Here is a 23,436-nt window from a genome sequence, read left to right as displayed (position 1 = left end):
CTATCTGCTGCGGAACGGCCGGCGGGACCGGCCCGGATGAGTAGCCCGCGGGTGCCGCCGCCTGCGCGGCCGATACCCGCCGTCGTGGAGGCCGGCCAGGCGTTCAAACGGATTGGCCGACGCCGGGTCGCCGGCCACCACGCGTGAGAGGGTGGACGCAGCGGCATACAGGGGGAGGAAGAACGGCCCCAGCAGGGCGTACTGGGTACTGTGCCGCATCTCATGCCGCAGCAGCCGGCTGTCCGGTGCGTGCAAGCGGCGGGCCGTGGATGAACGGTAAAACACCACGTTCCCCACCGTGAAGGCCGCAGCGCGGGGCAATGACAGCGGATACCCCTCGGCCAGGGTGATTTTCTGCGGTCCGGTCCTGGTCGCGCATCCGGTCAGACGGGCCAGCACCATGCCGGCGGGAGTGGAAAGGTTCAGCAGGTTGATCCAGTGACGTGCCGAGGCGGCACGCCCTGGCGGGAAGTCCGGGCGCGGCGAGGGGGAGGGACGAACGGACGGCATGGCAACCTCCCTGCGGGAGTATGACGGCCCGGTGAGGGGCGTCTACTAGACTTGCAATGATAAGCCAGAACCCAACTAGGGCCGGAAACAGGTAAGCACAGTACATGTCTAACTCCACACCGGGGACCGGTTCCCCAGATACCTCCCCAGAGGGCACCCAGCCCGAGCCGCCGAATCCGCTGGACGAAGGCGCTATTGCCGCCGCCGTCGAGCAGGCGCTCGCCGCCATTGCCGCCGCCGCGGACCTCAACGAGCTCAAGGACGTCCGGATTGCCGTCACCGGAGAGAAATCTCCGCTGAGTGGAGCCAACCGGACCATCGGCAAGCTCCCCAAGGATCAGAAGGCCGCCGCCGGGAAGCTCGTTGGCCCCGCCCGCGGCCGGATTAACTCCGCGCTCGCCGCCCGCACCGTCGAACTCGAAGCGGAGCGGGACGCCCGGATCCTCGTCGAAGAGGCCGTGGATGTCACCGCGGCTCCCCGCCGCCGGCGCATCGGCGGACGGCATCCCATTTCCACCCTGCAGGACCGGGTGGCGGACGTCTTCGTCGGAATGGGCTGGGAAATCGCCGAAGGACCGGAAGTGGAATCCGAGTGGTTCAACTTCGACGCACTGAACTTCAAGCCGGACCACCCGGCCCGCGAAATGCAGGACACCTTCTTCGTGGAGCCGCCCGAAGCGCATCTGGTCATGCGTACACACACCTCCCCGGTCCAGGTCCGGTCCATGCTCGAGCGTGACCTGCCGATCTACGTGCTCTGCCCGGGCAAGGTGTTCCGCACCGACGAACTCGACGCCACCCACACCCCGGTCTTCCACCAGTTCGAGGGCCTCGCCATCGACAAGGGCCTCACGATGGCCGACCTCGTCGGTACCCTGGAGCACTTCACCCGTGTGCTCTTCGGCGATGAAGCGAAGGTCCGGCTGCGGCCGAACTACTTCCCCTTCACCGAACCCAGCGCCGAGCTGGATATCTGGCACCCCGGTGCCAAGGGCGGCGCCCGCTGGATCGAGTGGGGCGGCTGCGGCATGGTCAATCCCAACGTGCTCCGCGCCGCCGGGATCGACCCCGAGGTTTATACAGGTTTTGCCTTCGGCATGGGCATTGACCGTGCCCTCATGTTCCGCAACGAGGTTTCGGACATGCACGAAATGATTGAAGGCGACGTACGTTTCAGCGAACACTTCGGGATGGAGATCTAAGTGAGAATCCCACTTTCCTGGCTGCGCGAGTATGCCCAGGTACCGGCGGACGCAACCGCCGAAGACGTGATGGAAGACCTCGTGAAGGTCGGCCTGGAGGAAGAGGACGTCCACCGTCCCACCGACGAGCTGCAGGGCCCCATTGTGGTGGGCCAGGTGCTCAGCATGGAGCCGGAGCCGCAGAGCAACGGCAAGACCATCAACTGGTGCTCGGTCCGCGTTGTGCCCGAAGGGGCAGAGCAGACCCTGACCGGCGACGGCATTGACCCCTCCGGTGTCCAGGGCATCGTCTGCGGTGCGCACAACTTCAAGGTGGGGGACAAGGTTGTTGTCACCCTGCCCGGCGCCGTGCTGCCCGGGGACTTCCGGATCAGCCCGCGCAAGACCTACGGCCACGTCTCCGCCGGCATGATCGCCTCCGTGCGTGAACTCGGTATCGGCGAGGACCATGACGGCATCCTCGTGCTCTCCACCCTGGGGCTGGACCCCGAGGTCGGCACGGACGCAATGGAACTGCTGGGCCTGTACGACCAGGCAGCGGAAATCAACGTCACCCCGGACCGCGGCTATGTCTTCTCCATCCGCGGCGCCGCCCGCGAATACGCCCACGCCACCGGCACCAAATTCACCGACCCGGCGGCCGCCGTCGCCGTGCCCATCGCCGACGGCATGGGCTACCCGGTCCGGCTGCAGGACGAGGCCCCGATTTACGGCAAGCCCGGCTGCGACCGGTTCGTTGCCCGCACCGTCCGCGGCGTCGATACCTCCCGGCCCACCCCGCCGTGGATGTCCTCGCGCCTGCGCCTGGCCGGCATGCGGTCCATCTCGCTGGTGGTCGATATCTCCAACTACGTGATGCTCGAGCTCGGCCAGCCGCTGCACTTCTACGACCTGGACAAGCTCACCGGCGAGATCGTGGTCCGCCGCGCCGCCGACGGCGAAACGCTGAAGACCCTGGACGAGAAGGACCGCCGGCTTTCCCCGGAGGACCTGCTGATCACGGACGGCTCCGGTGCCATCGGCATTGCCGGCGTGATGGGCGGAGCCACCACCGAGGTTTCCGGCGGAACCCAGAACGTCCTGATCGAAGCCGCCCACTTCGAAGAAGTCAGCATTGCCCGCTCCCGGCGCCGGCATAAGCTGCCCTCGGAAGCGTCCAAGCGCTTCGAACGCGGCGTGGACTGGAACGTAGCCGACGTCGCCGCGCAGCGTGCGGTCGACCTGCTGGTGGAACTCGCCGGCGGCACCGCCGACGAAGCGATCACCGACGTCGGCACCGCTCCGGAGCCCCGGCGCATCGAACTGCCGGCACAGTTCCCGGCCCAGCTGATCGGCCTGGACTTCACCGAATCCCAGATCACCGGGACGCTGGAGGACCTGGGTGCCTCGGTCGAAAAGACCGACGCCGGCTACCTGGTGACGCCGCCGAGCTGGCGTCCGGACCTGGAGACGCGGGAAGACCTCACCGAGGAAATCATCCGCCTGGTCGGGTACGACAAGATTCCGTCCACCCTGCCGGTCGCCCCTCCCGGGCGCGGACTGACCCGCCTGCAGCAGCAGCGCCGCCGACTTCTGCAGTCCCTCGCGGCTGCCGGGCTCACCGAGGTGCTGGCCTACCCGTTCGTCACCGAGGCGGACAACAACACCTTCGGCGCACCGGAGCCGGGTACCCGAACCGCCCTGAAGCTCGCCAACCCGCTCAGCGCCGAATACGGCTACCTGCGCACCTCGGTGCTGCCCGGACTGTTCGAGGTGGCCAAGCGCAACATGTCCCGCGGTTTCCGTGACCTGGCACTTTTCGAGTCGGGCACGGTCTTCCTGCCCGGTGAGCACCTGGGCACGGAGAGCATTCCGCCGCTGGGCGCGAAGCCGTCCGAGGACGTCCTGGATGAGCTATACGCCGGCATTCCGGACCAGCCGCTGCACGTGGGTGTCCTGCTCGCCGGCCACGAATCCGCTCCCGGGGCCGGCAACACGCCGCGTGCCTGGGACTGGGCCGACGCCCTCGATTTCGCGCGGCTGATGGGCGACGTCCTGGGTGTGGAACTGGTGGTGGAGCAGGGTACCCACCAGGCGTTCCACCCCGGCCGCACCGCACGCATTGCCCTGCGCAGCGGTGAGACCGTGGGCTACGCCGGCGAACTGCACCCCAAGCTCCTGGCCGAACGGGACATGCCGGCCCGCACCGTTGCCGCGGAACTGAACGTGGACGCCCTCTTCGACGCCGCCCCCGACGTCATCGTCGCCCGTCCGATCTCCAGCTTCCCGATCTCCACCCAGGACGTGGCACTGGTCGTGGCGGAGGACGTTCCCGCCGAGCAGGTCCGCGAGGCCCTGCGCGAGGGAGCCGGGGAGCTGCTCGAAGACGTGGCCCTGTTCGATGTGTACGACGGACAGGGCATTGAGCCCGGGCACAAGTCGCTCGCCTTCGCGCTGCGCTTCCGAGCCCCGGACCGGACACTGACCGCCGACGAAGCCTCCGAGGCCCGTGCGGCAGCAGTAGCCCTGGCAGCTGAACGGTTCGGAGCCGTCCAGCGCTAGCCACTGGGAACCTCTTTGCCGGCCCCTTCGGATCATGGATCCGAAGGGGCCGGCTTTGCCTTAACGCCTCCGGTGCACCGCCCGGCTCGCTAGGCTGTGGCGATGACTCCTTTATCCCGCGGCGGGGACTGGTACCTCTTCGACTACGGCATGGTGATTTCGACGGCGCCGTCCCCGGAGGATTGGCGGTTGCTGGAACAGGCCACCGGCCTTTCAGACCTGGCAACGGGTACGAGCCGGTACTGGGAAAAGCGCGAAGAGTTCGACGCCGGCCGGCTGACCCCGGCGCAGTACTGGGGAGGCGTGCTTGGCGAGGCCGTGCCGCCCGAGACGGTAAACACCCTGGAGGCGTTGGATGCGGCGCAGTGGTCCCACCTGAACCCGCGAACGATGGAGGTGCTCCAGACGCTGCATGGCGAGGGTGCGGCCCTGGCCCTGCTCTCCAACATGCCCGAGGGCATGTCACGGAGGTACTCGGCTGAATCGCCCTGGGCGCCATATTTCTCGAAGCTGTACTTCAGCGGGCAGATGGGCCTGGTGAAGCCGGATCCGCGGATCTTTGACCGCGTCGTTGCCGATCTGGGGGCGGCACCCAAGGGCATCATCTTCGTTGACGACAACCCGCAGAACATCTCGACCGCGCGGGATATGGGATTTCAAACGGTGCTCCACACCAGCGGAACAGACCTCCGGGCGGAGCTTGCCGGTCTCAGCCGGTAACCCGCGTGGTGTCAGCGCCCACCCTTGGCGATGTAATCCGGTCCGTCGTAATGCAGATTCAGTGTGTCGATCACGCCGTCATCGAAGGTAAAGAATTCCGCGAACCGGACCGGACCGCCGGGCATCTGCGCGTCGTACAGGACCGCGGACCCCGACTCATCGTGCACTTCGCGAAGGACGTTGATGCCCCGCACGGTTCCAATGAAGCCTGCAACCCCCTGCAGGAAGCCGTCCGTGGCGTCGGGGCGATGGCCCGCGAGGGAACCGGTGAAGTCCAGCCGGTCTGATAGGAGGGTACGGAGTTCGCTGCCATTACCGAAGGCCTGCGGTCCGGCTGTTAAGACGCGGTAATAGTCCTGGAGTAAAGCCGGGGCAGACGGGCAGAGGACGTTGGCCATGGATACTCCTTGCTAGAGCCTGCTGGTGTTCCAGAAATGCCAGTATGAGGGCGCCGTATCCGTTAGGGAACGAGCAGCACCTTTCCGGTGGTCTTCCGCCCTTCCAGATCCGTGTGCGCCCGCGACGCCTCGGCCAGCGGATAGGTCTGTCCGATCCGTACGTCCAGTTTTCCGGCCAGGACCGCGTCAAACAGTTCGCGTACCCGCCACTGGCGTTCCTCCGGCGTGAGCAGGTGGTGCGCGATGGTAGGCCGGGTGAGGAACAGGGAGCCGGAGGAATTCAGCCGCTGGATATCGAACGGCGGCACCTGACCGGAGGCGGCGCCGAAGAGCACCAGCATGCCCCGGATGCGCAGGCTGGCCAGCGAACCGTCGAAGGTCGCCCGGCCCACGCCGTCGTACACCACATCCACGCCCCGGCCCTCCGTGAGGTCACGCACCTGCCCGGCGAAGCCGTCGTAGCGCAGCACATGGTCGGCGCCGGCACCGCGCGCCAGGAGTTCCTTCTCCTCGGTGGACACCGTGGTGATCACGGTGGCGCCCTTGGCCTTGAGCAGCTGGATCAGCAGCAGCCCGACACCGCCCGCTCCGGCATGCACCAGTACCGTCTGTCCCTCCTGTACGACAAAGGTGGAGTTGCACAGGTACTGCGCAGTGATGCCCTGGAGCAGCAGGGCAGCGGCGGTGTCATCCCGGATTCCTTCCGGCACCGGCAGCGCCACCTCCGCGTCCAGCAGCATGTACTCGGCGTAGGCACCACCGCCCTCCGCGGTAGCCACCCGGTCGCCTTCCCGGAAGCCTGACTCGAGTCCGGCAGCCACGACAGTTCCGGCGGCCTCGGAGCCGGGTGTGAAGGGATATGACATGGGGTAAACCCCGGCGCGCTGATAGGTGTCGATGAAGTTCACGCCCACGGCAGCGACTCGAACCAGCACCTGCCGCGGTCCGGGCTCCGGCAGTGCGACGTCTTCATAACGCAGGATTTCCGGTCCGCCCGGTTGCGGGACGACAATTGCTTTGTGCATGGCATGGCCTCTTTTACTGGCTGGTACGTGCTGGGCTGTTCCCGCCGTTCGATGTGCTGCCCATCATACTGTTTGCATAAATATTGGTGACACTGCATAAATGTGCTGTAGGGTGAAGGCATGACGATTTCCGTAGCGGTCTCCGGTGCCAGCGGCTATGCCGGCGGCGAAGTGCTGCGCCTGCTTGCCGGCCATCCGGAGGTGACCATCGGCGCCATCACTGCCCACAGCAACGCCGGCAGCCGGCTGGGGGAGCTGCAGTCGCACCTGCATTCCCTGGCCGACCGGGTGCTGGAGGAAACCACCGTCGAGACCCTGTCCGGACACGACGTCGTCTTCCTCGCCCTGCCGCACGGGGCCAGCGCGGCCATCGCTGCCCAGCTGGATCCGGACACCCTGGTGATCGACGCCGGTGCCGACCACCGGCTCGAGGATCCGCTGGCGTGGGAAAAGTTCTACGGTTCCCCGCATGCCGGCACCTGGCCCTACGGCCTGCCCGAGCTGCCGGGCCACCGCAGCCGGCTCAAGGGCGCCCGCCGCATCGCGGTCCCCGGCTGCTACCCCACAAGCTCCCTGCTCGCCCTGGCTCCCGGCTTCGCCGCCGGGCTGCTGGAACCGGACGACGTCGTCATTGTTTCGGCCTCCGGCACCTCGGGTGCAGGCAAGGCCGCCAAGCCGCACCTGCTGGGCTCTGAGGTCCTGGGCGGCATGAGCCCGTACGGCGTGGGCGGCAGCCACCGGCACACCCCGGAAATCGAACAGGGCCTGTCCGCGGCCGCCGGCGAGTCCGTCGCCGTGTCCTTCACGCCTACGCTCGCCCCGATGGCCCGCGGCATCCTGACCACGGCCACCGCAAAGGTGCGCCCCGGGATCGACGCCGGCGCCCTGCGCGCCGCGTGGGAACAGGCGTACGCCGGGGAACATTTTGTCCGTGTCCTGCCCGAAGGACAGTGGCCCGCCACCAAAATGGTGGTCGGCTCCAACTACGCCGTGATGCAGCTGGCCTACGACGCCCATGCTCGCCGGGTAATCGTCAGCTGCGTAATCGACAACCTCAACAAGGGAACCGCCGGCGGCGCCGTGCAGTCCATGAACATTGCCCTCGGCCTGGAAGAAACCGCGGGACTGACGCAGCAGGGGGTGGCACCGTAATGAGTGTCGAATCAACGATCGGCAGCACCACGGGTATCACCGCCCCGGCCGGCTTCCGTGCCGCAGGGGTGGCTGCGGGCCTGAAGGACTCCGGCGGCCGCGACGTCGCCCTGGTGGTCAACGACGGACCGTCCAAGGCAGCAGCAGCGGTGTTCACCCGCAACCGGATCACCGCAGCCCCGGTGCTGTGGTCCCGGCAGGCGGTCTCCGATGGACGGGCCGACGCCGTGGTCCTTAACTCCGGCGGGGCCAATGCCTGCACCGGCCCGCAGGGATTCCAGAACACCCACGCCACCGCGGAAAAGGCGGCCGGACTCCTGGGGCTCAGTGCCTCGGATGTCCTGGTCTGCTCCACCGGCCTGATCGGCGTCCAGCTGCCCATGGACAAGCTGCTCTCCGGCGTTGAAGCCGCCGCCGGCGCCTTGTCCGCCGACACGGGTGCGGACGCCGCGCATGCCATCATGACCACCGATACCGTGCCCAAGCAGGCTGTGTTCACGGGTACTGACGGTGCGGGCCGGACCTACCGGATCGGAGGAATGGCCAAGGGGGCGGGCATGCTTGCTCCCGGACTGGCCACGATGCTGGTGGTCCTGACCACCGACGCCGACCTTGCCGCCCCGGCCCTGGACACCGCCCTCCGGACTGCCACGGCCGTCACCTTCGACCGCACCGACTCGGACGGCTGCATGTCCACCAACGACACCGTGGTCCTGCTGGCTTCCGGTGCCTCGGGTGCGGCACCGGATGCCGGCGCCTTCAGCAGCGGACTCACGGAGGTCTGCTTCTCCCTGGCTCAGCAGCTGATCACCGACGCCGAGGGGGCGAGCCACGACATCGCCGTCACCACGGTCAACGCCGCCACCGTGGCCGACGCCGAGGCGGCATCGCGCGCCGTCGCCCGCTCCAACCTCTTCAAGACCGCCATCTTCGGCAACGATCCCAACTGGGGCCGGGTGCTGTCCGCCGTCGGCACCACCGATGCAGCGTTCGAACCGGACCGGATCGACGTCACCATCAACGGTGTGCAGGTCTGCCGGAACGGCGGGATCGGCGATCCCCGGGAGGGCGTCGACCTGTCTCCGCGGGCGGTCAGCGTCGAAATCGACCTGCATGCGGGGAGCGAAAGCGCCACCATCTGGACGAACGATCTCACCACGGATTACGTCCATGAGAACTCTGCGTACAGCAGCTGACCGGGGGATAGGCATGATCACACCAGCAGCGGCCGGCGAACGGCTGCGCGCACAGGACAAAGCGGCAACGCTGGTCGAGGCGCTGCCCTGGATCCAGCGTTTCGCCGGCACCACCATGGTCATCAAGTACGGCGGCAACGCCATGGTTAATGACGAGCTCCGGAAGGCCTTTGCGGAGGACATTGTGTTCCTCCACCATGCAGGGGTGCACCCGGTGGTCGTCCATGGCGGAGGGCCGCAGATCAGCGCGCTGCTGGACCGGCTCGGGATCGCCTCCGAATTCCGCGGCGGCCTGCGGGTCACCACTCCCGAAGCCATGGATGCCGTACGCATGGTCCTGACCGGCCAGGTGGGCCGAGAGCTCGTCGGACTGCTCAACGCGCATGGTCCCTACGCCGTCGGACTCTCCGGTGAGGACGGAGGCCTGCTGGAGGCCGTCCGCACCGGCGCCGTAGTGGACGGCGTGGAAGTGGACCTCGGCCTGGTCGGGGAAGTCGTGGGGGTCAACCCCGGGGCCATCCAGGACATCATTGCCGCCGGGCGGATCCCCGTGATCAGTACGGTGGCGCCGGAGGTGAACCCCGACGGCGGCACCACCGGACAGGTGCTCAACGTCAACGCGGACACGGCCGCCTCCGCCCTGGCGGTAGCGCTGGGTGCCTCGCGACTGGTGGTGCTCACCGATGTCGAGGGCCTCTACGGCGACTGGCCGGATAAGTCCTCGCTGATCTCCTCCCTGACCACGGGAGAGCTGAGGGCCATGCTGCCGGACCTCGAGGCCGGAATGATCCCCAAAATGAACGCCTGCCTTGCCGCTGTGGACGGTGGGGTGGACCGTGCCGCCGTGGTGGACGGACGGATGGCCCACTCCATGCTCCTGGAAATCTTCACCGAAGCCGGAATCGGCACCCAAGTAGTACCGGAGGACGGTCATGAGTAACCCCGAAAGCCAGCTGCCGCAGCCCGGCACCGCAGCTGCGTACGGCCAGGGCGAATGGCTGGAGCGCTACGGTTCCTCCCTGATGGGCGTCTTCGGCGCTCCGCAGCGCGTACTCGTGCGCGGCAGCGGCTGCTATGTCCAGGACGCGGACGGGAAGCAGTACCTCGACCTGCTGGGCGGGATTGCCGTCAACGCCCTGGGCCATGCCCATCCCGCCCTCGTCGCCGCGGTGTCCGAGCAGCTCGGCACGCTCGGCCACATCTCCAACTTCTTCACCAGTCCTGCCCAGATACAGCTCGCCGAACGGCTGCTGGCGCTCGCAGGTGCACCGCAGGGGTCCAAGGTCTTCTTCGCGAACTCGGGTACGGAAGCCAACGAGGCCGCCTTCAAGCTGGCCCGGCGCAATTCCGGTCCGGGCCGCACCCGGATCCTGGCCCTTGAGGGAGCCTTCCACGGCCGGACCATGGGAGCCCTGGCGCTCACAGCCAAGCCCGCCTACCGGGAACCGTTCGAGCCGCTGCCCGGCGGAGTGGAACACCTTCCGTTCGGCGACATCGACGCGCTGGTCTCCGCGGTGGACGAGACCGTGGCCGCCGTGTTCCTGGAGCCGATCCAGGGCGAGGCGGGCGTGCGGATGCTCCCCGCCGGCTACCTGCAGGCGGCCCGCGAGGCCACCCGTTCTGCCGGTGCGCTGCTCGTTATTGACGAAGTGCAGACGGGAATCGGCCGCACCGGAAAGTGGTTCGCGTCCGAAGGTGTGCTCCCGGATGCCATGACGCTGGCCAAAGGGCTCGGCGGCGGATTCCCCGTCGGCGCACTGATCACCTTCGGCGACAGGCCGTCCAGCCTGCTGGCTGCGGGAATGCACGGCACCACCTTCGGCGGGAATCCGGTGGCCGCCGCGGCTGCCCTGGCGACTCTGTCCGTCCTGGAGTCGCAGGACCTGCTGGCCAACGTGCGTGCCACGGGCGAGTACCTGCGGCGGGAACTGGCCGCAATGGACTCCGTGGCCGAGGTCCGGGGGGATGGCCTCCTCATCGGCATCGAGCTGCGCGACGACGTCGCTCCCGCCGTGGTCGCCGCCGCCCTGGAAGCCGGTTACATCATCAACAGCACCGGGCCGGCAACGCTGCGGCTCGCGCCTCCGCTGATCCTCACCGTAGAACAGGCCGGTACGTTCCTGGCGGCCCTGCCCGGTATCCTGCACTCGGTCCGGGCATCGGCTTCCGGGACATCCCCCAGTGCCGCCACCCCCAGCACCGCCGGCATAACCACCGAAGGAAAACCATGACCCGTCATTTCCTGGTCGACACCGACCTCACCCAGGCGGAACAGGCCGAAGTCCTGGATCTGGCCGACGCCTTGAAGAAAGACCGCTACCGGCACCAGCCGTATGCGGGTGAATCCACCGGCCGCAAAACCGTTGCCGTCATCTTCGACAAGACCTCCACCCGGACCCGGGTGTCCTTCGCGGCCGGCATCTCGGACCTGGGCGGCGTGCCGCTGATCATCGGTGCGGGGGAGTCCCAGCTCGGACACAAGGAGAGCGTCGCGGACACCACCAAGGTGCTCGAACGCATGGTTTCCACCATCGTCTGGCGGACCTACGCACAGTCCGGCCTGGAGGAGATGGCCGCCAACTCCTCGGTTCCGGTGATTAACGCACTGTCGGACGACTACCACCCCTGCCAGCTGCTTGCCGACCTGATGACCATCCGCGAACACAAGGGCAGGCTCGCCGGCCTCACCCTCGCCTATCTCGGCGACTGCGCCAACAACATGGCCAACTCCTACCTGCTTGCCGGTGTAACCGCCGGTATGCACGTCCGGGTGGCCGGTCCGCTGGGCTACCTGCCGGATCCGCGGATTGTCGACGCCGCCGCGGCCCGCGCCGACGAAACCGGCGGGTCCGTCACCATCACCACCGATGCCGTTGAAGCCCTGGCCGGCGCCGACGTCGTCGCCACCGACACCTGGGTGTCCATGGGCCAGGAGGCAGAAAAGGCGGCCCGGCAGGAACTGTTCCGCAGCTACGCCGTGGACGCCGGTGCCATGGCAGCAGCCGCGGAAGACGCCGTCGTGCTCCACTGCCTGCCCGCCTACCGCGGCTACGAAATTTCCGCCGACGTGCTTGACGGGCCGCAGTCCGTGGTCTGGGACGAGGCAGAGAACCGCCTGCACGCACAGAAGGCGCTGATGGTCTGGCTCATGGCGCAGTCAGGCATCACCGAGGCTCCGGAGGTGCGGGCATGACCATGCCGGCAACGAAGACCGCGCGCCAGGCGCGCATCCGCAGCCTCCTGACCGGTCTGTCCGTCCGGTCGCAGGCTGAACTTGCCGCCCTGCTGGCCGGCGACGGCGTGCAGGTCACGCAGGCGACGCTCTCCCGCGACCTGGTGGAACTCGGGGCGGTGCGTATGCGCGGCAAGGACGGGGCACTGGTTTACGCCGTCCCGTCCGAGGGCGGGGAGCGTGCACCCAAATCGGGAGTAACCCAGGAAGTCCTCGATGCGCGGCTGGCCCGGCTGTGTGGCGAACTACTCGTCACGGCCGAGGCCTCCGCCAATATCGTGGTGCTGCGCACTCCGCCCGGAGCTGCGAACTTCCTGGCCCTCGCCATCGACCATTCGGTGCTTCCCTCAGTTCTGGGCACCATCGCCGGTGACGACACCGTGATGATGGTGACGCGGGACCCCGACGGCGGCCCCGACCTGGCCGCACGGTTCCTGCGGATCGCCGATGAGGCCAGCAACAACGGGTCCGCCCCCGAGAGCCGGATCCTGTAGCACCGGGTCTCCGGTGCGGGGACCTGTTCCAACAAACTTTCATCCTGAACCAACCAGCGGCCCGTACGGGCCGCAATCAATGCAAGAGGAGCGAAATCCGTGAGCGAACGTATTGTTCTGGCCTATTCCGGTGGCCTGGATACGTCAGTAGCCATTGGCTGGATTGCCGAGGCAACCGGTGCTGAAGTCATCGCCGTGGCTGTTGACGTAGGGCAGGGCGGCGAGTCCCTGGAGACCGTGCGCCAGCGGGCCCTGGACTGCGGCGCCGTGGAAGCCTATGTGGCCGATGCCCGCGAGGAATTCGCCACCGAGTACTGCATGCCGGCGCTGAAGGCCAATGCCCTCTACATGGATGCCTACCCGCTGGTCTCGGCACTTTCCCGTCCCGTGATCGTCAAGCACCTGGTGGCTGCTGCCCGCCAGTTCGGTGCCAGCACCGTCTCGCACGGCTGCACCGGCAAGGGCAATGACCAGGTCCGCTTCGAGGTCGGCATCCAGACCCTGGGCCCGGACCTGAAGTGCATCGCACCGGTCCGCGACCTGGCCCTCACGCGGGACAAGGCCATTGCCTTTGCCGAGCAGAAGAACCTGCCGATCGTCACCACCAAGAAGAACCCCTTCTCCATCGACGCCAACGTCTGGGGACGCGCCGTGGAAACCGGCTTCCTCGAAGACATCTGGAACGGGCCCACCCCGGACGTGTACGAATACACCTCCGATCCGGCGTCCGCTGCCGCTCCCGACGAAGTAGTCATCACCTTCAAGGAAGGCGTGCCGGTCGCGATTGACGGCAAGCCGGTCACCCCGCTGCAGGCCATCGAGGAGATGAACCGCCGCGCCGGCGCCCAGGGCATCGGCCGGATCGACATCGTCGAAGACCGCCTCGTGGGTATCAAGAGCCGCGAAATCTACGAAGCCCCCGGCGCCATGGCGCTGATGGCAGCACACCGCGAACTGGAAAATGTCACGGTGGAGCGCGAGCAGGCCCGGTTCAAGAAGACGGTCGGCCAGCGCTGGACCGAGCTGGTCTACGACGGCCAGTGGTTCTCCCCGCTGAAGCAGTCCCTTGACGCGTTCATTGGGGACACCCAGAAGTACGTCTCCGGCGACATCCGGATGACCCTCGACGCCGGACGCCCCGTCGTCACCGGCCGCCGCTCCGAGTCGTCGCTGTACGACTTCAACCTGGCCACCTACGACACCGGTGACAGCTTCGACCAGTCCATGGCCCGCGGCTTCATCGAGCTGTTCGGGATGTCCTCCAAGGTGGCCTCCGGCCGCGACCAGCGCCTAGCAGAAGGTAAGTAAGCAGATGACAGACGGCACGTCGCCAGGCGAAGCAGCGGGAACCGGGACCCCCGGGTCCACCGTCCAGGGTGCCCTGTGGGGCGGCCGGTTCGCCGGCGGTCCCGCAGACGCCCTTGCGGCGCTGAGCAAATCCACCCACTTCGACTGGCGGCTTGCCGGCTATGACATCGCCGGCTCCCGCGCCCATGCCCGGGTGCTGCACAAGGCCGGCCTGCTCGACGACGGCGAGTTGGAGGGCATGCTTGCGGCCCTGGACCAGCTTGACGCCGACGTGAAGTCCGGCGCCTACGTGCCGGCGGAGTCCGACGAGGACGTCCACGGTTCCCTGGAACGCGGACTGATCGAACGGGCCGGCCCGCAGCTGGGCGGCAAGCTCCGTGCCGGCCGGTCCCGCAACGACCAGATCGCCACGTTGGGCCGGATGTACCTGCGCGACCACGCCCGGATCATTGGCGCCGGCGTTGTGTCCGTTATCGATGCCCTGGTGGGCCAGGCGCAGGCGAACCTCGGGGTGGCCATGCCCGGACGCACCCACCTGCAGCATGCGCAGCCCATCCTGCTCAGCCACCACCTGCTGGCCCATGCCTGGTCGCTGCTGCGCGATGTGCAGCGGCTGGCGGACTGGGACAAGCGGGCGGCGGTCTCTCCGTACGGTTCCGGGGCCCTGGCGGGTTCCTCGCTGGGACTGGATCCGAACGCGGTGGCTGCGGAGCTGGGCTTCGACTCCGCGGTCTGGAACTCCCTGGACGGGACGGCCGCACGCGATGTCTACGCGGAGTTCTCCTGGGTGGCCGCCATGATCGGCGTCGACCTCTCCCGCGTCAGCGAGGACATCATCCTGTGGGCCACCAAGGAGTTCTCTTTCGTCACGCTCGATGACGCGTACTCCACCGGATCCTCGATCATGCCGCAGAAGAAGAATCCCGATGTGGCCGAACTTGCCCGCGGCAAGGCCGGACGTCTGATCGGCGACCTGGCCGGACTGCTGGCCACCCTGAAGGGCCTACCGCTGGCGTACAACCGCGACCTGCAGGAAGACAAGGAACCGGTCTTCGACGCTGCCGACACCCTCGAAGTCCTGCTCCCGGCAGTGTCCGGAATGATCGCAACCCTGAAGTTCAACACCGAGCGGATGCAGTCCCTGGCCCCGCAGGGCTTTGCCCTTGCCACCGACATTGCCGAGTGGCTGGTCCGCCAGGGCGTGCCGTTCCGTGAGGCGCATGAACTCTCCGGATCGGCCGTCCAGCTCGCCGAGGGCCGCGGCGTCGAACTGTGGGACCTGACCGACGATGACTATGCCGGCATTTCACCGCACCTGACGCCGGACGTGCGCTCCGTTCTCAGTACCGAAGGATCGCTGGACAGCCGCAGTTCCCAGGGCGGCACCGCCCGGTCCGCTGTGGAGCTGCAGTTGGCGGAGCTGACCCGGCAGGTCGGCGAGGTCCGCGGTTACGTGGGCTGATTCTGCCGACACTGCGGCGGACCTGGAACAGGACGGACCCCGGGGGAGTTTCCCCGGGGTCCGTTCCCGTACAGCGGGCGACGGTTAGGCTGGGCGCCATGAATGATTCCTTCCGGGCCCGGCTGCGTGCCCTGCCGGACTTTCCCGAGGACCTGCCGTCCTTCGACCCGGCTGCGGCGCCGGGGGACCCCGTGGAGTTGTTCCGCCTCTGGCTGGAGGGTGCGCTGGCCGCCGGGGTGCGGCAGCCGCATGCGTTTTCCCTCGCAACCGCGGACGCCGGCGGGCGTGTTTCCTCCCGGATGCTCATTCTCAAGGACATCGACGACGACGGCGGCTGGCAGTTCGCCACCTCCCGCGCCTCGCGCAAAGGCGGGGAACTGGCGCAGAACCCAAACGCCGCGATGAACTTCTACTGGCCGGAACTGGGCCGCCAGATCCGGGTGGCCGGGGACGTGGTGCACCTGTCAGCTGAAGCGTCGGCCGCCGACTGGGACGCCCGTCCGGCATCGGACGGAAGCCCGAACCCGACATGGCAGCTGTATGCGCTGAAGCCGCGGGAGATCGAATTCTGGCAGGCCCGGGCGGACCGGCATCACATCCGGCATCAGATGGCGTTCTGAGACACCTGCCCCTCCCGGCGTCGCACCCGTCGAAGCTACCCTTGAAACGACCCCAGGAGGACACGCCATGACCGAGTCCAGCCCCGCCAAAACCCCCGTCCCCACCGGGCGGATCGAGCGCCGGCCAGACGGCTACACCCTGGCCTTTGAGCGCCGGCTTGATTTTCCCGCAGCCCACATCTGGGATGTCCTGACCAACACGGACAAGGTCGCCCAGTGGCTCGGCATGGTCACTCCCGGCTGGCAGCTCGGCAAGGAATACCGGCTGGACATGGGGAACGCCGCGGTGACCGGAACCGTGCTGCAGATGAGCCCGGGACTCAGCCTGCAGTTCACCTGGGAAGACCCGCTGGGGGACGAATCCGTCCTCGACTGGCAGGTGCTGGAAACCTCCGACGGCGCCCTGCTGCAGTTCCGTACGCACGAGACCAGCGCGGATTTCCTCACGGAAGGAGCCGCAGGCTGGCAGGGAATCCTGGAGGCCTTTGACGACGTGGCCGCCGGCCGGGAACCTGCCCGCGCGTCCATGGACCAGTGGCAGGCACTCCGCGACGCCTACGCGGAGCAATTCGACGTCTCGCCAACCATGGGACACGTGGATACTGCCGGGATCGTCATCGAGCGCTGGTACAACGCACCCGTCGATGAAGTCCGCGGTGCACTGGACCGTACGGCGTCGGAGTTGGGGATCGGCGGGGAAGCCTCCGTCGACATTGCCGACGACGGGGGGCGGGTGCGCGTCGTCGTCCGGCAGCCGGTGACCGGCGGGAACGGTGAACCGGACGAGGCATCCGGCGTGCTCGCCGCCTGGCACCAGGCCCTGGATGCGGCCGGAGACCACCTCGCAGGCGATCCCTGGCATCCCAGTTCCCGCAGGTTGGCCGCACTGAAGGAGTTTTACGGCAGTTCCGCAGGGGACGCCTGAACGGGCAGCCCGGGTCCACCCTGAAAAACCGCCCCGGGTCTTCTTGCTAACGTCGGAGTATGGCTTTTTCGAATGACCGGCACCGTCTGGCCGTGCCTGCCACGGAGGCGGCCCGCCACCTGCTGGGCGCCGTGCTGACCCACGACGTCGACGGCGAACGGGTGGGCGTACGCATCACCGAGGTGGAGGCCTACATGGGCGACGCCGATCCGGGCTCCCATGCCTTCCGCGGCCAGACCGCCCGCAACGCGACAATGTTCGGTCCCGCCGGGCACCTGTATGTGTACTTCACCTACGGCATGCACTACTGCGCAAACGTGGTCTGCGGGACCGAAGGGGAAGCCACCGGACTGCTGCTGCGTGCGGGCGAGATCGTTGAGGGAGCCGACATCGCCGCAGTGCGCCGCGGAAACCCCCGCACGGCATTGGACCTCGCCCGTGGCCCGGCCCGGCTGGCGCAGGCGCTGGGGATCGCCCGGCCGCTGGACGGCGCGGACCTGTTCGCGCAGCCGCTGCATCTTGCCCTGCCCGCCGAACCCGTCAGTGCGGACCGGATCTCCACCGGACCACGCGTAGGCGTCAGCGGCCCCGGAGGAACGGACGACTACCCCTGGCGGTACTGGCTGACGGGGGATCCCACCGTGTCCAAGTACCGGCCCGCGAAGCCGCGGCCCCGGCCCGCGGCGGGAGCTACCGTCCTGCAGCCGTCGAAGGCAGCACGGGCAAGCGCACATTAAAACCAAACGCACATTAAACGCAGAACGGCGTTCAGGGAAACCCTGAACGCCGTCCGTGAGGCTGGAAGCCGTGAAGCTAAAAGCTAAAAGCTAAAAGCTAGGAGCGCGGAAGCGGAGCCTGCGCGGAAATAAGCTTCTTTTCCAGCAGTTCGTCCCAGAACGCCCCCGGAATCTCGGCCTTCATGGCCGCGACATCCTCTGCCACGCGTCCGGGCCGGCTTGAGCCCGGGATGACCGCAGCGACAGCGGGGTGGGCAGCGGAGAACTGCAGGGCAGCAGCCTTCAGGCTCACGCCGTGCCGCCCGGCTACCGAGCCCAGCTCGGCGATACGTGCCTTGACCTCCGGGGGAATCTCGGCGTAATCGAACTTGTCGCCGCCCAGCAGGGCACCGGAGTTGAAGGGTCCACCGACAATAATGCCAACGCCCAGCTCCTGCGCCTTGGGCATCATGCGCTGCAGGGCACGCTCGTGCTGCAGCAGCGTGTACTGGGTGGCGGAGAGGCTCATGGTGGGAGCAGCCTCGTCCATGTCCATGGCCAGCTCGATTGGTTCGGTGGTGTTAACGCCGAGGCCCCAGCCGTTGATGACGCCCTCGTCCTGGAGCCGGGCGAGAACCCGGAACGCGCCGGTCCTGGCCTCGTTGAACTTGGCTACCCACTCATCGCCGAGGAAGTCCCGGGACGTGTCATGGATGAAGACAAAGTCCAGACGGTCCGTCTTCAGCCGCTTCAGGCTCTCCTCGATCGACCGCAGGGTCGCATCCGTGGTGTAGTCCGTGGCGATCTTGTTCGAACGCCCGTGGGTGAAGAGGCCGGGGCTCTTCTCCTCTTCCTCGTCCAGGATCAGCCGTCCCACTTTGGTGCTGAGCACATACTCGTCGCGGTTGTGCTGGGAGAGGACTTCGCCCAGGCGGGATTCCGCAAGACCGGCTCCGTAGAAGGGCGCGGTGTCGAAGTAGCGGATGCCCTCGTTCCAGGCGGCTTCAACTGTTGCCAGCGCCTCGTCCTGGGGAATGTCACGGAACATGTTTCCCAGCGGAGCCGTGCCGAATCCGATTTTGTTCTTGAGCACTTCGTGCAGGTTAGCCATGTGTTGAAATCCTTGACTGTTGGTGCGGCAAAATTCCGGGCTCTTTCGAAGCAGCCCGCCAGTTGGCAACCTCCGCACTTTGTCCTTTATTCCGGTACGCCGGGGCGAGACAAGTGCCACAGCGCCCCGGCGGGCCGTGGGAGGCCAGCCCCTGAGCGGGTAAGGTGGACGGGTGAAAGATGCCCCGGCAGAACCGGTTAACCACGAGTCCATTGAACAAACCATCGATCGCCTGGGCGCAGTCATTCCCGATTACCCCCAGCCCGGAATTATCTTCCGGGACCTGACCCCGGTCTTTGCGGACGGCCCGGCCCTCCGTGGCGTCGTGGATGCCCTCATCGCCCCGTTCGAGGGCCAGTTCGATTTCGTGGCAGGCGTCGAAGCCCGTGGCTTCCTCCTGGCCGCAGCCGCTGCCTACGCCTCCGGCAAGGGTGTCATCACGGTCCGCAAGCCCGGCAAGCTGCCGCGTGAGGTCTTCTCCGAGAGCTACTCCCTGGAATACGGCGAGGGCGCCTTGGAACTGCACCGCGACGATATGCCCGTGGGCTCCCGCGTCCTGATCCTCGACGACGTCCTGGCCACGGGCGGAACCCTCGGTGCGGCTGCCCGCCTGATCCGCAAGGCAGGCGCGGAAGTGGCCGGATTCGGCGTCGTGCTGGAGCTGGGCGATCTCGGTGGACGGGACCGCCTCGGCGAGACCCCCGTCACCGCACTGGTCCGTTACTAGGCACCGGCGGGCCTGCCCCGCGGTGCCGGCCCACGACACGCGTTCCTCGCAGGCAGCAGCTGAGAGAGAAACCGCATACATTAGTGACCTGCAAAAGTGCAAATGCACTGTAAGATTGACGCTCTGCCTTTGCGAGAGGGAACGCGAACATGCCTGAAACACCTTCGGCTTCCAACGAGCTGGAACACGAGCGTCAGTACGTCGCCGGTCTGTACTCACGCCTCGATGAGCTGCGTGAGGAAAAGCGGGAGCAGCTGGCCGCGATCCGGCGCAGCCAAGCCTCGGGTTCCCACCAGAACCGTTCTGAGCGGGATGCCTTCGCCACCATGTACGAGGACCGCCTCGCGCAGCTGAACGCCGTGGACGACCGGCTCGTTTTCGGCCGCCTGGACCTCGACGACGGCGAGGAACGCTACATCGGCCGCATCGGCCTGTCGACGGCGGAGCTGCAGCGCCTGATGGTCGACTGGCGTGCCCCCGAAGCCGGCACGTTCTACCAGGCCACCGCCTTTGAGCGCCAGGGCGTGCGGCGGCGCCGGCACCTGATCCTGAAGGGCCGCGACGTGCAGGCCATCGAGGATGATGTGCTGGACTACTCCATGCTCGAGGACGAGGCAGCGCTGCAGGGCGAAGGCGCGCTGCTCGCGGCACTGAACTCGAAGCGGACCGGACAGATGTCCGACATTGTCGGCACCATCCAGGCCGAACAGGACCGCATCATCCGGGCACCCCTTTCCGGAACCCTGGTGGTGCAGGGCGGTCCGGGCACGGGCAAAACCGCCGTGGCACTGCACCGCGCCGCCTACCTCCTCTATACCCACCGCGAACGGCTGAAGTCCGCCGGCGTGCTGCTGGTGGGACCCTCCAACGCCTTCATCCGGTACATCGAACGCGTGCTGCCGTCGCTGGGCGAGACCGGCGTCGTGATGTCCAGCCTCGGACAGCTGATGCCGGGCATCACCGCCACCCATGAAGAGGACCCCGCGACCGCCGAGGTGAAGGGCCGGCTGTACATGGCCGACGTCGTCGCCCGCGCGGTGGCCAACCGGCAGCGCCTGCCGCGCGAGCCGCGCAAGCTCAACGTCGAGGGCACCATCCTCACGCTGACGCCCAAGCAGGTGCAGCGCGCCCGGGACAAGGCCCGCGCCACCGGCAAGCCGCACAACGAGGCCCGCGTGACCTTCGTGAAGATCCTGCTGCGCGAGTTGACCGAGCAGATGACCGAGCAGCTCGAGGAATCCGCCGGTGCCGGCAACAGCACCGACCGTGCCTACCTCGCCGAGGACGTCCGCAGCGCCCGCGACGTGCGCGTGGCCCTGAACCTGTGCTGGATGCCGCTCACCCCCGAAAAGCTCATCACGGAACTGTTCAGTAAGCCCGGACACCTGGAAGCGGCCGCACCGCAGCTGTCCGACTCGGAACTGGACCTGCTGCGCCGCAGCCCCGACGCACCCTGGACCGAATCCGACGTGCCGCTGCTGGACGAAGCCGCCGAACTCCTCGGCGAACTGGACGCCTCCGCAGGCCGGGAAACCGCCCTCCGTGAAGAACAGCGCAAGCGTGACCTTGCCAACGCGGAAAGTGCCATTGCGAACACTGAGGGATTCCTGGAGGACTCCGGTGCCCACGGCATCCTGTCCGCGGAGGACCTGGCGGACCACAACGCGGTGGGGGAGCAGCGGCTGACCGCCGCCGACCGTGCCGCCGTCGACCGGACCTGGGCCTTCGGGCACATCGTGGTCGACGAGGCGCAGGAGCTTTCCGCCATGCAGTGGCGGCTGCTGATGCGCCGCTGCCCGCTGAAGTCCTTCACCGTGGTCGGCGACATTGCCCAGACCAGCTCGGCGGCCGGGGCAACGTCCTGGCAGGCCGCACTGGATCCCTTCGTGGGGGAGCGGTGGACGCTGGAGGAACTGACAGTGAATTACCGCACCCCGGCACAGATTGCCGAGGCAGCTGTGCGGATGGCCAACGCGGCCGGACTCGTGGTTTCCGCTCCGAAGGCGGTCCGCGAGGGCCGCTGGGCGCCGTTCCTCGATGAGGTTGCCGAGGGCGCGCTCATCCAGCGTCTGCTGGACACCCTGCCCGAGGATCTGGAAGCGCTCGACGGCGGCCTCCTGGCCGTTATCGCCGAAGACCACCGCCTTCCCGACGTCCGCCGGGCGCTGACCCAGGCCTACGGTGCGCGCGTGGGATCCGGTGCAGGCGGCCTGGAACAGGACATCGTCGTGACGTCTCCGCGGGAGGCAAAGGGCCTGGAGTTCGACGGCGTCGTCATCCTGGAACCGTCCGAACTCCTGACCGCGGCCGCCGGCAAGGTCGGCGACCTGTATGTGGCCATGACCCGCCCCACCCAGCGGCTGCGTCTGATCGCAGCCAACGGGATCCCGGCAGGTATTCCCGAAGACTGATAATTTAGAAGGCGTGTCAGACAATATCGAGAACCCCGAGGGCCTCGGCGCCCAGCAGAACGATTCCTCCTTCGCCAACATCTGGCAGGAACTCAAGTGGCGGGGCCTGATCCAGGTCTCCACCGATGAGGCGGAGCTGGAAAAGCTCCTCGCCGGGGAGCCGATCACGTATTACTGCGGCTTCGACCCGACGGCGCCGAGCCTTCACCTGGGCAACCTGGTCCAGCTCCTGACCATGCGCCGGCTGCAGCTGGCCGGCCACCGGCCGCTGGCGCTCGTGGGCGGTTCCACCGGGTTGGTCGGTGACCCGCGTCCGACGGCGGAACGCACCATGAACACCAAGGAAACCGTCGGCGAGTGGGTCGGCTACCTGCAGGGACAGGTGCAGCGTTTCCTCAGCTTCGAGGGCAGCAATGCCGCACGCATGGTGAACAACCTGGACTGGACCGCTCCGATGAGCGCCATCGACTTCCTGCGGGACATCGGCAAGCACTTCCGGGTGGGCACGATGATCAAGAAGGAGATTGTCTCCTCCCGGCTGAACTCCGACGAAGGCATCAGCTACGCCGAGTTCAGCTACCAGGTCCTGCAGGGCATGGACTACCTGGAACTCTTCCGCAACTACAACTGCGTGCTTGAAACAGGCGGTTCGGACCAGTGGGGCAACCTGACCAGCGGCACCGAACTGGTGCGCAAGGTCGAGGGTAAGACAGTCCACGCGCTGGGCACGCCGCTGATCACCAACAGCGACGGCACCAAGTTCGGCAAGAGCGAAGGCAACGCGGTCTGGCTCGACGGCACCATGACCAGCCCGTACGCCATGTACCAGTTCTGGCTCAATACGTCCGACGCGGACGTGGTGAACCGGCTGAAGGTCTTTACCTTTATGAGCCGGGCACGGATCGAGGAACTGGCCCGCGCTGTTGAAGAAGCACCGCACCGGCGTGAGGCCCAGCGTGCGCTGGCGTACGACGTGACATCGCTGATCCACGGGACCGAAGCAACCGATAAGGCCATTGCCGCTTCGGCTGCACTGTTTGGCCAGGGTGAGGTCCGGGACCTGGATGAGGGCACCTTGAAAGCGGCCACTGCGGAGCTGCCGGCCGTCACCGTGTCGCGGGAATCCCTGGGGATTATCGACCTGCTGGTTGCTTCCGGCCTTTCCGGCAGCAAGTCGGAGGCACGCCGCACGGTCGCCGACGGCGGTGCTTACGTCAACAACGTCAAGGTCACCGACGCCGACGCAGTGCTGGGCGGGGAGGACCTGCTGCACGGCAAGTACCTGCTGCTGCGCCGCGGCAAGCGGAACCTTGCAACCGTCGAGGTCTCCGCCGTATAGTTTTAATGCTTCCTTCGGGAGGCAAATGAGGGGCTGAAGGCCGGCCCTGGAGGCTGTGCGGCGGATCACCCGGATCCGGTTTGCAAGGACCGGAACCGGTGTGTAAAGTTGCATGAGTCGCCGCGGCCGGGACGCTGGAAAAGCGCCCGAGCATGGCGGCCAAACCCCATCACAAAACAGAGTCCAACCAGTGCGCCCTTCACGGGGACGGTGGAAAAGACTCCGGTGAGTGCTGGGTCCGGAACGGCGGAAACGCTTTTCACGGTGGTCCGGATCACGGATACCGCGAATTGCGGAAAACGCCGGAATGGAATAAGATATATAAACATTGCAGCGAAGAAGAAAAG

22 protein-coding genes are annotated in these 23,436 nt (G+C 67.2%); 17 read left to right on the top strand and 5 right to left on the bottom strand.

From position 1 onward, the window contains the following. A complete protein-coding gene (locus QNO03_RS07570) occupies positions 1-510 on the bottom strand; it encodes an eCIS core domain-containing protein (RefSeq protein ID WP_289602848.1) in 510 nt (169 codons plus the stop codon). A gap of 104 nt (positions 511-614) precedes the next feature. Between QNO03_RS07570 and pheS the strand changes: the two genes are divergently transcribed. The 3 genes from pheS to QNO03_RS07555 all read left to right on the top strand — a co-directional run bounded on the left by pheS (position 615) and on the right by QNO03_RS07555 (position 4,973). After that, complete coding sequence (gene pheS / locus QNO03_RS07565; RefSeq protein ID WP_289602847.1) at positions 615-1,712, top strand: phenylalanine--tRNA ligase subunit alpha; 1,098 nt, start codon at positions 615-617, stop codon at positions 1,710-1,712. Next, positions 1,713-4,253 (top strand): phenylalanine--tRNA ligase subunit beta, encoded by a 2,541-nt coding sequence (pheT, locus tag QNO03_RS07560; RefSeq protein ID WP_289602846.1) that lies wholly within the window; start codon positions 1,713-1,715, stop codon positions 4,251-4,253. Positions 4,254-4,355: 102 nt separating this feature from the next. Next, on the top strand, positions 4,356-4,973 hold the full coding sequence (locus tag QNO03_RS07555) for an HAD family hydrolase (RefSeq protein WP_289602845.1): 618 nt from the start codon (positions 4,356-4,358) through the stop codon (positions 4,971-4,973). A gap of 11 nt (positions 4,974-4,984) precedes the next feature. Here the strand turns inward: QNO03_RS07555 and QNO03_RS07550 are convergent, their stop codons facing one another. Next, positions 4,985-5,371: a hypothetical protein gene (locus QNO03_RS07550; protein WP_289602844.1), complete on the bottom strand. Its 387-nt coding sequence runs from the start codon at positions 5,369-5,371 to the stop codon at positions 4,985-4,987. A gap of 62 nt (positions 5,372-5,433) precedes the next feature. Next, on the bottom strand, positions 5,434-6,396 hold the full coding sequence (locus QNO03_RS07545) for a quinone oxidoreductase family protein (RefSeq protein ID WP_289602843.1): 963 nt from the start codon (positions 6,394-6,396) through the stop codon (positions 5,434-5,436). Between the two features lie 120 nt (positions 6,397-6,516). Here QNO03_RS07545 and argC point away from each other — a divergent pair, with 120 nt between their 5' ends. The 11 genes from argC (at position 6,517) to QNO03_RS07490 (ending at position 17,522) form a co-directional block, all read left to right on the top strand. Next, entirely contained in the window at positions 6,517-7,548 is a 1,032-nt protein-coding gene (gene argC / locus QNO03_RS07540) for an N-acetyl-gamma-glutamyl-phosphate reductase (RefSeq protein ID WP_289602842.1), read from the top strand. After that, the gene (gene argJ / locus QNO03_RS07535; protein ID WP_289602841.1) at positions 7,548-8,744 is read left to right on the top strand and encodes a bifunctional glutamate N-acetyltransferase/amino-acid acetyltransferase ArgJ; all 1,197 of its coding nucleotides are present in this window, start codon (positions 7,548-7,550) and stop codon (positions 8,742-8,744) included. Before argC ends, argJ begins: the two co-directional genes overlap by 1 nt. A 13-nt stretch (positions 8,745-8,757) precedes the next feature. After that, positions 8,758-9,684, top strand: a complete 927-nt coding sequence (gene argB, locus QNO03_RS07530) for an acetylglutamate kinase (protein ID WP_289602840.1) — start codon at positions 8,758-8,760, stop codon at positions 9,682-9,684. Next, positions 9,677-10,975: an acetylornithine transaminase gene (locus QNO03_RS07525; protein WP_289602839.1), complete on the top strand. Its 1,299-nt coding sequence runs from the start codon at positions 9,677-9,679 to the stop codon at positions 10,973-10,975. Before argB ends, QNO03_RS07525 begins: the two co-directional genes overlap by 8 nt. Further along, a complete protein-coding gene (argF, locus tag QNO03_RS07520) occupies positions 10,972-11,937 on the top strand; it encodes an ornithine carbamoyltransferase (RefSeq protein WP_289602838.1) in 966 nt (321 codons plus the stop codon). The genes QNO03_RS07525 and argF overlap by 4 nt, the downstream gene beginning before the upstream one ends. Continuing rightward, positions 11,934-12,470: an arginine repressor gene (locus QNO03_RS07515; protein ID WP_229950188.1), complete on the top strand. Its 537-nt coding sequence runs from the start codon at positions 11,934-11,936 to the stop codon at positions 12,468-12,470. Before argF ends, QNO03_RS07515 begins: the two co-directional genes overlap by 4 nt. A 99-nt stretch (positions 12,471-12,569) precedes the next feature. Next, positions 12,570-13,778: an argininosuccinate synthase gene (locus QNO03_RS07510; RefSeq protein ID WP_289602837.1), complete on the top strand. Its 1,209-nt coding sequence runs from the start codon at positions 12,570-12,572 to the stop codon at positions 13,776-13,778. Positions 13,779-13,782: 4 nt separating this feature from the next. Beyond that, positions 13,783-15,240, top strand: coding sequence for an argininosuccinate lyase (argH, locus tag QNO03_RS07505; RefSeq protein ID WP_289602836.1), 1,458 nt, complete (start codon positions 13,783-13,785; stop codon positions 15,238-15,240). A 98-nt stretch (positions 15,241-15,338) separates the two neighbouring features. Further along, entirely contained in the window at positions 15,339-15,860 is a 522-nt protein-coding gene (locus QNO03_RS07500; RefSeq protein WP_289602835.1) for a pyridoxine/pyridoxamine 5'-phosphate oxidase, read from the top strand. A gap of 67 nt (positions 15,861-15,927) precedes the next feature. After that, complete coding sequence (locus tag QNO03_RS07495) at positions 15,928-16,785, top strand: SRPBCC domain-containing protein (RefSeq protein WP_289602834.1); 858 nt, start codon at positions 15,928-15,930, stop codon at positions 16,783-16,785. A 59-nt stretch (positions 16,786-16,844) separates the two neighbouring features. Continuing rightward, a complete protein-coding gene (locus QNO03_RS07490; RefSeq protein WP_289602833.1) occupies positions 16,845-17,522 on the top strand; it encodes a DNA-3-methyladenine glycosylase in 678 nt (225 codons plus the stop codon). Positions 17,523-17,619: 97 nt separating this feature from the next. Here the strand turns inward: QNO03_RS07490 and QNO03_RS07485 are convergent, their stop codons facing one another. Further along, a complete protein-coding gene (locus tag QNO03_RS07485) occupies positions 17,620-18,612 on the bottom strand; it encodes an aldo/keto reductase (protein WP_289602832.1) in 993 nt (330 codons plus the stop codon). A gap of 172 nt (positions 18,613-18,784) precedes the next feature. Between QNO03_RS07485 and QNO03_RS07480 the strand changes: the two genes are divergently transcribed. From QNO03_RS07480 to tyrS, 3 genes are all read left to right on the top strand, one after another. Continuing rightward, entirely contained in the window at positions 18,785-19,339 is a 555-nt protein-coding gene (locus QNO03_RS07480) for an adenine phosphoribosyltransferase (protein ID WP_289602831.1), read from the top strand. A 149-nt stretch (positions 19,340-19,488) separates the two neighbouring features. Next, positions 19,489-21,750, top strand: coding sequence for a HelD family protein (locus QNO03_RS07475; protein ID WP_289602830.1), 2,262 nt, complete (start codon positions 19,489-19,491; stop codon positions 21,748-21,750). A 13-nt stretch (positions 21,751-21,763) separates the two neighbouring features. Next, the gene (gene tyrS, locus QNO03_RS07470) at positions 21,764-23,089 is read left to right on the top strand and encodes a tyrosine--tRNA ligase (protein WP_289602829.1); all 1,326 of its coding nucleotides are present in this window, start codon (positions 21,764-21,766) and stop codon (positions 23,087-23,089) included. A gap of 65 nt (positions 23,090-23,154) precedes the next feature. Here the strand turns inward: tyrS and QNO03_RS07465 are convergent. Further along, the coding region (locus QNO03_RS07465) for a hypothetical protein (RefSeq protein WP_289602828.1) at positions 23,155-23,436 on the bottom strand (282 nt) is incomplete at its 5' end.

The organism is Arthrobacter sp. zg-Y877 (genome assembly GCF_030373105.1).
Classification (GTDB): Bacteria; Actinomycetota; Actinomycetes; order Actinomycetales; family Micrococcaceae; genus Arthrobacter_B.
Note: the sequence above shows the minus strand (reverse complement) of the source record. Positions and strands in the feature narration are given on the sequence as shown.

What these genes read in the sequence shown, in the direction of transcription:
- QNO03_RS07570 (WP_289602848.1), bottom strand. Translation starts at nt 510, where the DNA reads ATGCCGTCCGTTCGTCCCTCCCCCTCGCCGCGCCCGGACTTCCCGCCA.
- pheS (WP_289602847.1), top strand. Translation starts at nt 615, where the DNA reads ATGTCTAACTCCACACCGGGGACCGGTTCCCCAGATACCTCCCCAGAG.
- QNO03_RS07555 (WP_289602845.1), top strand. Translation starts at nt 4,356, where the DNA reads ATGACTCCTTTATCCCGCGGCGGGGACTGGTACCTCTTCGACTACGGC.
- QNO03_RS07550 (WP_289602844.1), bottom strand. Translation starts at nt 5,371, where the DNA reads ATGGCCAACGTCCTCTGCCCGTCTGCCCCGGCTTTACTCCAGGACTAT.
- QNO03_RS07545 (WP_289602843.1), bottom strand. Translation starts at nt 6,396, where the DNA reads ATGCACAAAGCAATTGTCGTCCCGCAACCGGGCGGACCGGAAATCCTG.
- argC (WP_289602842.1), top strand. Translation starts at nt 6,517, where the DNA reads ATGACGATTTCCGTAGCGGTCTCCGGTGCCAGCGGCTATGCCGGCGGC.
- argJ (WP_289602841.1), top strand. Translation starts at nt 7,548, where the DNA reads ATGAGTGTCGAATCAACGATCGGCAGCACCACGGGTATCACCGCCCCG.
- argB (WP_289602840.1), top strand. Translation starts at nt 8,758, where the DNA reads ATGATCACACCAGCAGCGGCCGGCGAACGGCTGCGCGCACAGGACAAA.
- QNO03_RS07525 (WP_289602839.1), top strand. Translation starts at nt 9,677, where the DNA reads ATGAGTAACCCCGAAAGCCAGCTGCCGCAGCCCGGCACCGCAGCTGCG.
- argF (WP_289602838.1), top strand. Translation starts at nt 10,972, where the DNA reads ATGACCCGTCATTTCCTGGTCGACACCGACCTCACCCAGGCGGAACAG.
- QNO03_RS07515 (WP_229950188.1), top strand. Translation starts at nt 11,934, where the DNA reads ATGACCATGCCGGCAACGAAGACCGCGCGCCAGGCGCGCATCCGCAGC.
- argH (WP_289602836.1), top strand. Translation starts at nt 13,783, where the DNA reads ATGACAGACGGCACGTCGCCAGGCGAAGCAGCGGGAACCGGGACCCCC.
- QNO03_RS07500 (WP_289602835.1), top strand. Translation starts at nt 15,339, where the DNA reads ATGAATGATTCCTTCCGGGCCCGGCTGCGTGCCCTGCCGGACTTTCCC.
- QNO03_RS07495 (WP_289602834.1), top strand. Translation starts at nt 15,928, where the DNA reads ATGACCGAGTCCAGCCCCGCCAAAACCCCCGTCCCCACCGGGCGGATC.
- QNO03_RS07490 (WP_289602833.1), top strand. Translation starts at nt 16,845, where the DNA reads ATGGCTTTTTCGAATGACCGGCACCGTCTGGCCGTGCCTGCCACGGAG.
- QNO03_RS07485 (WP_289602832.1), bottom strand. Translation starts at nt 18,612, where the DNA reads ATGGCTAACCTGCACGAAGTGCTCAAGAACAAAATCGGATTCGGCACG.
- QNO03_RS07475 (WP_289602830.1), top strand. Translation starts at nt 19,489, where the DNA reads ATGCCTGAAACACCTTCGGCTTCCAACGAGCTGGAACACGAGCGTCAG.